Genomic DNA, 9,214 nt, shown 5'->3' with positions numbered 1-9,214 from the left:
TCAAACCATGCATCAGATCCCCCCGCCATTGGCACCGCTCCCCTCGCGATTCGGTGCTAGACAAGGAATCACAGCCGATTCCAACAGCGCAAGAACTTGTGCGATCCCTCAGCGCCCGCGCTAAATGTGGGTAATTGAAAGCGTCACCGGATGGATACGCTGTTTCAAATTATTTTCCGGAGATCAGCGGGGCTAAGCGCGATCCGGTGACATGGAATCCCCCTCACCCAGCTCCGGCTAGGTTCGGCTTCGCCTCACCAAACCTTCGCAACCGTCGGGAACGGCAGCGCCGGATCCTTCCGGCGCTGCGTCGGGGACGGAAGGACCCGTCCCCGACCGTTCCGACCCCCCATTGGGGGAGAGGGAAGGGTGAGGGGGTGATCGCACCTCAGCGGATCAGACTCTAAGCGATCAGATGCCTTGAAAGTATCAAGCTCTATTGCTCCGCCTCCGCTGATCCCCGGTCTGCTCCGGTCAGAGGCGGTGGCCCCGTGCGAACGTCGAGACGTCCCGCACACGAACGAGGCGGAGACGCGCGCGCGATCTACGCCGTCGACGGCGCGAGTCTCAAAAGGCGCGCCGTATCAGCGTGTCGGTCCCGGCGCGAAGGCGTAGGCGGAGATGCCGCGGAGATTGTCGTCGGGGTTGAGCCGGTGATTGAAGGGCGGAAACGCCCGCTGCCCGCAATCGAGCCTGGGGCAGAGCCGGCAATTCGGGCCGATCGGCGTCGCGGCCTGACGGTCGTCGAGGTCGATGCCATCGGCATAGACCAGCTGGCGGGCATGGCCGACCTCGCAGCCTAGCCCGATGGCGAAACGCTGCGGTGGGGTGCGATACCCGCCGCCGACCTTGGTCACCGTGCGCGCGATGCTGAAATAAGTGGTGCTATCCGGCATCTCGGCCAGCTGGGTTTGAATCAGGCCCGGCGAACGGAAGGCGTCATAGACATTCCAGCGCGGGCAGGCGCCGCCGAAGCGGGCGAAGTGCAGCCCGCCGGCGCTGAAGCGCTTGGAGACGTTGCCGGCACTGTCGACGCGGATGAGGAAGAACGGCACGCCCTTCGCGTTCGGGCGCTGCAGCGTGGTCAAGCGATGGCAAACCTGCTCGAAGCTGGCATCGAAGCGGTGGCCCAGAACGTCGATGTCGTAGCGGAGAGCGCGCGCCGCCTCCAGGAAGGCCCCATAGGGCATCATCACCGCGCCGGCGAAATAGTTGGTGAGGCCGAGCTGCGCCAGGCGCCGCGCCTCATCGCCGGAGAAGCCGGCAGTCTCGATGAGGGCGCGAATTCGCTCGCGATGACCGAGGAGCGCAATCTGGCAGGCGAGCTGGAAGACCCGGCCCGATGCCGGCAGCATCTCGGAGAGGAGGATGCGGCGGCTGTGACGGTCGAGCCGGCGAACCGCGGCACCCATTACGTGCGCCGGCATCACTCTGACGGTGAGGCCATGGGCACGGGCCAGATAGTCGCGCAAGCCCCGGTAGAGATCGCCTGCCTCGAGCGTCGCTTCCGCCGCCAGCGCCTCGGCGGCGGCTTCGAGCTCGGGGAAGTGGTTCTTGTGGCCGTGGAAGAACTCGCGCACCTCCTCGACCGGAAACGCGGTCGTCTCCAGGAGCTGCAGCTTGTCGCGGTCGGCGACGCGCTCGGTCAGGTTCTGCAGATCGGTGCGGACGGCGCGGTAGGCCTGATAGAGCGTCACCACCGCCTGGCCCAAGGCCGGGGCCGCGTCGGCCAGCTCGCGGAAGTCTTGGCTCTTGATGTCGGCGCCCTCGAACAAGGGATCGGCGAAGACCTCCTTCAGCCCGGCGACCAGGCGGCCTTCCTCGTCCTCGGCGAATTGCCGGAGGTCGATGTCGAAGCTCTGGCCGAGCTTCATCAGCAAGGCGACGGTGACCGGGCGCTGATTGTGCTCGATCAGATTGAGATAGCTGGCCGAGATGCCGAGCTGCTCGGCCATCTGCGCCTGCGTCAGGCTGTGCTCGGCGCGCAGCCGCCTCAGCCGGTGTCCCAACATCGCTTTCTTTTTCATGGCCTTATCGCACCCTCTCCCGCCGGCCCCGGAAAAGTCACGCTGCACCGCATGTAATTTACAAGATTTTCAGATTTCCCGTCTGCAGTAATTTGTTAATTACACATTTACCCTTTTTCTTTCAGATACTTATTGATCTTATCGACCAACCGTCCAAGATGTCCAGAGCATGTTGCGGCGCAGTGTAATCGAGTTGCCGGCGCCCGCGTCACCCGATCAACGGAGCAGCCGATGGCCCCTCTCGACGAAGCGAAGTCCAATCCCAGCGAGGCCTTGCCCGGGCTCGATGCGGCGGCGCACGAGCGCTGGAAGGGAATTCGGCGCGACTACACGCAAGCCGAAGTGGAGCGGCTCTCCGGCACAGTGCGCATCCAGCACAGCCTGGCCGAGTTCGGCGCCAGGCGCCTCTGGCAGCTCCTCCGCAGCCGGCCCTATGTGCAGACCCTGGGCGCCTATACCGGCAACCAGGCCGTGCAGATGGTCAAGGCCGGGCTGGAAGCGATCTATCTCAGCGGCTGGCAGGTCGCGGCCGACGCCAATCTCGCGGGCCAGGTCTATCCCGACCAGAGCCTCTATCCCGCCAACTCGGTGCCGGCCGTGGTCAAGCGCTTGAACCAGGCGCTGCAACGCGCCGATCAGATCGACCATATGGAAGGCCGCACCGGCACCTATTGGCTGGCACCCATCTTGGCCGACGCCGAAGCCGGCTTCGGCGGGCCCTTGAATGCCTTCGAGCTGATGAAGGCGATGATCGAGGCCGGGGCGGCGGGCGTGCATTTCGAAGATCAGCTCGCCTCGGAGAAGAAATGCGGCCATCTCGGCGGCAAGGTGCTGGTGCCCATCCAGAGCTTCATCCGCACCCTCAACGCCGCCAGGCTTGCCGCCGATGTCTCCGGCACCTCGACCTTGCTGTTGGCCCGCACCGATGCGGAGAGCGCCCAGCTCATCACCAGCGACATCGATGAGCGCGACCATCCCTTTGTCGAACAGGGTGCCCGCACCGCCGAGGGCTTCCATCGCATCAAAAAGGGCATGGGCCTCGACTACTGCATCGCCCGCGGACTCGCCTATGCGCCCTATGCCGATCTCCTGTGGTGGGAGACCTCGAAGCCCGACCTCGACGGCGCCAGGCGCTTCGCCGAGGCGATTCAGCGGGAATTCCCGGGCAAGCTGCTCGCCTACAACTGCTCGCCCTCGTTCAATTGGCGGGCAAAGCTGGATGAAGCCACCATCGCCCGCTTCCAGGCCGAGCTGGGCGCCATGGGCTACAAGTTCCAGTTCGTGACCTTGGCCGGGTTCCACAGCCTGAACCACGCCACCTTCGAGATGGCGCGCGGCTACAAGGAGCGCGGCATGGCGGCCTATGCCGAGCTGCAAACGGCCGAGTTCGCCTCTGAGCAATACGGCTACACCGCCACCCGCCATCAGCGCGAAGTCGGCACCGGCTATTTCGATGCGGTCAGCCTCGCCATCTCCGGCGGCCAAGCATCGACCACGGCGATGGCGGGCTCGACCGAAACCGAGCAATTCCACTGAAACGGAGGAATCCAACCGTGCAAACGCAGTCCGAAGTTCGCTATTGGGTGCTGGGCGGCGAGTTCGCCGACTCGTGCTTCAAGCAGATCGTGGCCGGCACCGAAGCGGTGTTCGGCCCGTTCGACAGATACGAGGCGGCTCTAGCGAAGTGGCGAGAATGCGCCCTTGCCACTCGTGTCCACGCCCAGGTGCGCTTCTCGATCGCAACGGAGGGTGGATGATTTCGGTTCGACGGGACCCTCCGGCATCGAGGTCACCCCGGCCCGTGTCATTCCGAGAACGAGGTAGATAGATGATGAACGCATCGAAGCTGATGGCCGGGGTCGAGATCTTGGGCGCGATGGCGCCGGGCTTCGATGCGGTGCTGACCCCGGAGGCACTCGCCTTCCTCGTCGGCCTGCAGCGCACGTTCAACGGCGAGCGCAAGCGTCTCTTGGCGCTGCGCGAGGCGCGTCAGGCGCGGCTCGATTCCGGGGAGCGTCCCGACTTTCTCGAGGAGACCCGGAAGATCCGCGAGTCCGATTGGACGGTAGCGAAGCTGCCCAAGGACCTCTTGGACCGGCGCGTCGAGATCACCGGCCCGGTCGACCGCAAGATGATCATCAACGCGCTCAATTGCGGCGCCTCGGTGTTCATGGCCGATTTCGAGGATGCCTCGACCCCGACCTGGGCCAACATGATCGAGGGGCAGGCGAACCTCATGGATGCGGTCCGCCGCACCATCGCCTTCGACGACCCGCAGACCAAGCGCCGCTATGAGCTCAACGACAAGACCGCCGTGCTCCTGGTGCGCCCCCGCGGCTGGCATCTCCTGGAGAAGCATCTGCTGGTCGACGGCGAGCCGATGTCGGGCTCGCTGTTCGATTTCGGCCTCTGCTTCTTCCACAATGCGAAGGAGCTCCTGAAGCGCGGCAGCGGGCCCTACTACTACCTGCCGAAGATCGAAAGCCATCTAGAGGCGCGCCTCTGGAACGACGTCTTCGTCCATGCCCAGACCGCGCTCGGCGTCGCCCGGGGCTCGATCAAGGCGACCGTGCTGATCGAGACCATTCTCGCCAGCTTCGAGATGGACGAGATCCTGTGGGAGCTGAAGGAGCACTCGGCCGGCCTCAATTGCGGCCGCTGGGACTACATCTTCAGCTTCATCAAGAAATTTCGCGCCGACCCGAATGCGGTCATGCCGGATCGGGCGCTCGTCACCATGACCAGCCATTTCCTTCGCTCATACTCGCAGCTCTTGATCAAGACCTGCCATCGCCGCGAGGTGCATGCGATGGGTGGCATGGCGGCCCAGATCCCGATCAAGGACGATCCCAAGGCGAACGAGGCGGCGATGGCGAAGGTCCGCGCCGACAAGGAGCGCGAAGCCGGCGACGGCCATGACGGCACCTGGGTCGCCCATCCCGGCCTGGTGCCGATCGCCCGGGAGATCTTCGACCGGCTGATGCCGAACTCCCATCAGATCGCCCGCAAGCGCCAGGACGTGCAGGTGACCGCCGCCGACCTCATCAAGGTGCCGGAAGGGCCACGCACGGAAGTTGGGCTCCGCCAGAACATCAATGTCGGCATCGGCTACGTCGAGGCCTGGCTCAGGGGCCAGGGCTGCGTGCCGCTCTATAATTTGATGGAAGATGCGGCCACCGCCGAGATCAGCCGCACCCAGGTCTGGCAGTGGCGCCATCACGGCGCCACGCTGGAGGACGGCAGGCTGGTGGACAAGGCGCTCTGCCGCAAGGTCGTCGAGGAGGAGCTGGAGAAGACCCGCGCCCACGTCGGCGATCGACGCTTTCTGTCCGGCAAATACGCCGAGGCCGCCGAGCTCATGTGCGAGCTGATCGAAGCCAAGCCCTATGTCGAGTTCCTGACCTTGCCGGCCTACGACCAGTTGGTCGCCGCCGGTGGGTGAGAAATAGGGGCTAGAGCGATTCTACTCACGGCCGAGGAACGCGACCACGTCGTCCAGCACCGGATCGAGGAAGCGCAACGGCGAGGCCAGCGCCGCGACGAGGCCGATATGGCCGAGAGCCGCATAGTAGCGCTCGTCGGCCACCCCCCCTTGCGCTCTGATCCGTGCGCCAAGCCGCTCGGCGTTTCCCGGCCTGACCGTGGTGTCGGCAAGACCGCTCGCGAGGAAGACCGGGGCGGCGGTGCCGTCGACGAAGGAGATCGGCTGGGTCCGTTCGAGATCGGCTTCGGGTGCGAAGATGATCTGCAATTTCGGATCGGTGAGCGGCAGGAAGTCGTAGGGGCCGGCGAGCCCGACGGTGCTCCGGATCCGCCCGCGCCCGGCCCCGAGCCAGCGCTCGTCCAAGGTTAGCATGGCGGCGATATAGGCGCCGGCGGAGTGGCCCATCAGGTGGATCCGCGCCGGATCGCCGCCGAGCTCGGCCAGGTGGTCCAGCGTCCAGCGGAATGCGGCGGCGGCGTCCTCGAGAAAGGCCGGATAGCGCACCTCGGGGTAGATGCGGTAGTCGGGAATGATGGTGATGAAGCCGCGCGATGCCAGGGCTTCGCCGACGAACAGATAGTCGCCCTTCGCACCGCTGTCCCAATTGCCGCCATAGAAGAAGACGACGACCGCCCGCTTTCCCTCGCCGGTCGCCGGCCGGTAAACGTCGAGAACCTGCCGGGCCCCCGGCCCGTAGGACAGATCCGTCGTCAGGCGAAAATCATCGCGCGGAACCAGCGCATTGACGAGCTCGGCCTGGGTGCAGCCCCCAACCACCAGGCTCGGGAGCGCCAGCAGCAAGCGCCCGCTTCGCAACCAATGCTGAGGGCTCGCGGCAAGGCGCAGCAGATCACGCATGCAAGTGTTCGCCCCCGCCGACCCGCCGTGATGTCGCTAACTGCTACGAGCCGCCGGGCGGTTTGGATCACCTTCCTCCCGACCCGTCCTTCTGGCCAGTGGCAGACGCTGGGCCTGAGTGGCATATGGCCGGAGAGACCCTGGACATCGATTCCGTCCGCGACCTCTTGTGTGGGAGCATCCGCCATGGCTGGAACCGCAAATACGCTGGCAACACTTTCCGACGAGTTGGCGCTCCTGGTGGCGCGCGCGGCCGCGTCCATCGTCGGCGTCGAGAGCGGCGGGCGTCTTCCATCGAGCGGCATTCATTGGCGTCCGGGCGTGGTGGTCACCGCCGAGGAAGTGCTGGAGCGGGACGATGGGATCACGGTGACGCTGCCCGGCGGCCGCCAACTGGCCGCCACGCTTGCCGGCCGCGACCCGTCGACGGATGTGGCGGTGCTGCGCCTCGAAGCGAACGGGCTCGCTGTGGCAAAGACCGCGACTGCCGGCGGGCTCAAATCCGGTCAGCTCGCGCTCGCGATCGGCAGCCATGACGGCATGCCGGTCTCAAGCCTCGGGATCGTCGCCTACGCCGGCGGTCCCTGGCAGAGCCAGCGCGGCGGCACCATCGAGGCGCTTATTCGCCTCGACCTTGGCTTGAGCCCGGTGGCCGAGGGTGGCGCGTTCGTCGATGGCGAAGGCCGCGTCGTCGGCATGGCCGTCACCGGCCCGCGTCGCCGCGTGCTCGCCATTCCGGCCGAGACCATCGATCGCTCGGTCGACCAGCTCCTCGCCAAAGGCTATGTCGGCCGGGGCTATCTCGGCGCCGGTCTCAAGCCCGTGCGCCTCGCCCAGCGCGCCGCCGGAGCCGGCGAAGAGCGAAGCGGCGTGCTCATCGTCAGCCTCGATCCCGACGGGCCGGCGGCGCGGGCGGGCCTGCTGATCGGCGACATCGTGACGGCGTGGGACGCCAAGCCGGTCGGCCGCGTGCGCGAGGTCATGCGCCTCCTCGGCCCGGACAGCATCGGCAAGGAGGTCCGCCTCACGCTGCTGCGCGGCGGCGCGCCGGCCGAGATCAAGATCATCATCGGCGAGCGCAAGCTTGCCTAGGATCGTCCTCCATGCCGCCGATGCCCCATCGCGTCACAGGCTCGAGACTTGGCTCAGCCGCGAGCCGGGCTTCGAGCTCGTCGGCATCGCCGCCGACCTGCCGGCGCTCCGAGCGCTGGTCGGGCGGAATCCGGACACGGTCATCCTTGCGGTGGCTCCGGATGCGGATTTCTGGTCCTGGTGGCGATCGGCCGCACGCAGCGCCGCGCTGGTGGCGATCCAAAGCGAGGGCACACCCGAGGATGGTCTCGAGCTCCTCCACGCCGGCGCGCGGGCGATCCTGCCGAGCGGAGCGGATTCGGGCGTCGTCATCGCGGCGATAAAAGCGGCCGGCGCCGGTCTCGCGGTGCTGCCGGGCCCGCTCCTGGCGGCATTGCTCGAGGCCGAGCCTGAAGGGGCCGACCCCGCCTTCCTCGAGGGTGCCGCCGATCACGCGGGGCTGACGGAGCGGGAGCGCGACGTCCTGGCGGCCATGGCCGCTGGCGCCTCCAATAAGGCAATCGCCCGCCGGCTCGGTATCTCCGTCCACACGGTCAAGTTCCACGTCGCCGCCATTCTGGCCAAGCTCGATGCCGACAGCCGCACCGAAGCCGTGGCCAAGGCCGCCCATCGCGGACTGGTGATGCTCTGAGCGGCCGGCAGCGCGCGCAATCAACGTCGTCCCCTCACCCTAGCCCTCTCCCCACGGGAGAGGGGATACGATGACGCTCCTTCTGACTCCCTCTCCCGTGGGGAGAGGGTCGGGGTGAGGGGAAGCAGCGCCGGCAAGTCGGCTCCCTTGGAATTGCAGACGGTCCGTGTAGTCTAGCCGGCTCACGAACGATACAGACCAAGGGGAAGCCGATGCCGTTCGAGTTCAAGGGAAGACGCGTCGTGGTGGCCGGCGGCAGCAAGGGCATCGGCCGATCGATCGCGCTGGGCTTCGCCGAGGCCGGCGCCAAGGTCTCGATTTGCGCCCGCGGCGCCGAGGCCTTGGAAAAGACGCGGACGGAGATCGCTAAGTTCGGCGGGACCGCCCATGCCGAGTCCTGCGATCTCGCCGATGGTGCGGCGATCGCCCGCTACATCCCCGCGGCCGCCAAGGCGCTGGGCGGCATCGACGTGCTCGTCAACAATGCCAGCGGCTTCGGCCCGGGCGATGACGAGGCAAGCTGGGAAGCCAGCATCGATGTCGACATCCTCGCCACCATCCGAGCCTCGCGCGCGGCACTGCCTTATCTCGAGAAGACCAGCGGCGGCGCCATCATCAACATCGCCTCAGGCTCGGGCTTGCGGCCCTCGGTCCGCACGCCGGCCTATGGAGCGGCCAAGGCCGCGGTCATCCACTACACCCGCACCCAGGCAGCGATGCTTGCCCGCAAGCAGATCCGCGTCAATTGCGTGGCGCCGGGCTCGGTCGAGTTCCCGGGCGGCGTCTGGGCCGAGCGCAAAAAGGACGACCCGGAGCTCTACAAGGCGACCTTGGCGAACTGCCCGGCCGGCCGCATGGGCAAGCCCGAGGAAGTGGCCCATGTCGTCATGTTCCTCGCCTCGCCGCTGGCGAGCTGGGTGACGGCGCAGATCATCGGCGTCAATGGCGGCCAAGGCTTGTGAGATCGGCCGCTTCACTTTTTTCGTCATGCCCGGACTCACATGAGGGTGTTGTCGTCAAGGGGTCATTTGGCTCTCCGTCTTTTAGATCCTGGAGCGAGCCTGTTGTCAGCCACGGCGTCGATGCCGTGGAACCTCACATCCGGTCGCCGCTGTTTGCGGC

General features: G+C 66.5%; 8 protein-coding genes. 6 read left to right on the top strand and 2 right to left on the bottom strand.

From position 1 onward, the window contains the following. Positions 1-584: 584 nt before the first annotated feature. Positions 585-2,027 carry a DUF2083 domain-containing protein gene (locus HY058_15505; GenBank protein ID MBI3498703.1) on the bottom strand — a complete coding sequence of 481 codons (1,443 nt, stop codon included), beginning with the start codon at positions 2,025-2,027 and terminating at the stop codon, positions 585-587. A gap of 231 nt (positions 2,028-2,258) precedes the next feature. Here HY058_15505 and aceA point away from each other — a divergent pair, with 231 nt between their 5' ends. The 3 genes from aceA to aceB all read left to right on the top strand — a co-directional run bounded on the left by aceA (position 2,259) and on the right by aceB (position 5,469). Next, on the top strand, positions 2,259-3,563 hold the full coding sequence (aceA, locus tag HY058_15500) for an isocitrate lyase (GenBank protein MBI3498702.1): 1,305 nt from the start codon (positions 2,259-2,261) through the stop codon (positions 3,561-3,563). A gap of 17 nt (positions 3,564-3,580) precedes the next feature. Next, the gene (locus HY058_15495) at positions 3,581-3,784 is read left to right on the top strand and encodes a hypothetical protein (protein ID MBI3498701.1); all 204 of its coding nucleotides are present in this window, start codon (positions 3,581-3,583) and stop codon (positions 3,782-3,784) included. A gap of 74 nt (positions 3,785-3,858) precedes the next feature. Beyond that, positions 3,859-5,469, top strand: a complete 1,611-nt coding sequence (gene aceB / locus HY058_15490) for a malate synthase A (GenBank protein MBI3498700.1) — start codon at positions 3,859-3,861, stop codon at positions 5,467-5,469. A gap of 21 nt (positions 5,470-5,490) precedes the next feature. Here the strand turns inward: aceB and HY058_15485 are convergent, their stop codons facing one another. Beyond that, positions 5,491-6,369, bottom strand: coding sequence for an alpha/beta hydrolase (locus tag HY058_15485; protein MBI3498699.1), 879 nt, complete (start codon positions 6,367-6,369; stop codon positions 5,491-5,493). A gap of 186 nt (positions 6,370-6,555) precedes the next feature. Here HY058_15485 and HY058_15480 point away from each other — a divergent pair, with 186 nt between their 5' ends. The 3 genes from HY058_15480 (at position 6,556) to HY058_15470 (ending at position 9,054) form a co-directional block, all read left to right on the top strand. After that, positions 6,556-7,461: a serine protease gene (locus HY058_15480; GenBank protein ID MBI3498698.1), complete on the top strand. Its 906-nt coding sequence runs from the start codon at positions 6,556-6,558 to the stop codon at positions 7,459-7,461. After that, a complete protein-coding gene (locus tag HY058_15475) occupies positions 7,454-8,092 on the top strand; it encodes a response regulator transcription factor (protein ID MBI3498697.1) in 639 nt (212 codons plus the stop codon). The genes HY058_15480 and HY058_15475 overlap by 8 nt, the downstream gene beginning before the upstream one ends. A 212-nt stretch (positions 8,093-8,304) precedes the next feature. After that, on the top strand, positions 8,305-9,054 hold the full coding sequence (locus HY058_15470; GenBank protein ID MBI3498696.1) for an SDR family oxidoreductase: 750 nt from the start codon (positions 8,305-8,307) through the stop codon (positions 9,052-9,054). Positions 9,055-9,214 lie beyond the last annotated feature (160 nt).

It is taken from the genome of Pseudomonadota bacterium (genome assembly GCA_016195085.1).
Classification (GTDB): Bacteria; Pseudomonadota; Alphaproteobacteria; order SHVZ01; family SHVZ01; genus JACQAG01.
Note: the sequence above shows the minus strand (reverse complement) of the source record. Positions and strands in the feature narration are given on the sequence as shown.

Bases quoted from the DNA above. Each gene is read 5' to 3' on its own strand.
- HY058_15505 (MBI3498703.1), bottom strand. From the start codon at position 2,027: ATGAAAAAGAAAGCGATGTTGGGACACCGGCTGAGGCGGCTGCGCGCC.
- aceA (MBI3498702.1), top strand. From the start codon at position 2,259: ATGGCCCCTCTCGACGAAGCGAAGTCCAATCCCAGCGAGGCCTTGCCC.
- aceB (MBI3498700.1), top strand. From the start codon at position 3,859: ATGAACGCATCGAAGCTGATGGCCGGGGTCGAGATCTTGGGCGCGATG.
- HY058_15485 (MBI3498699.1), bottom strand. From the start codon at position 6,369: ATGCGTGATCTGCTGCGCCTTGCCGCGAGCCCTCAGCATTGGTTGCGA.
- HY058_15480 (MBI3498698.1), top strand. From the start codon at position 6,556: ATGGCTGGAACCGCAAATACGCTGGCAACACTTTCCGACGAGTTGGCG.
- HY058_15470 (MBI3498696.1), top strand. From the start codon at position 8,305: ATGCCGTTCGAGTTCAAGGGAAGACGCGTCGTGGTGGCCGGCGGCAGC.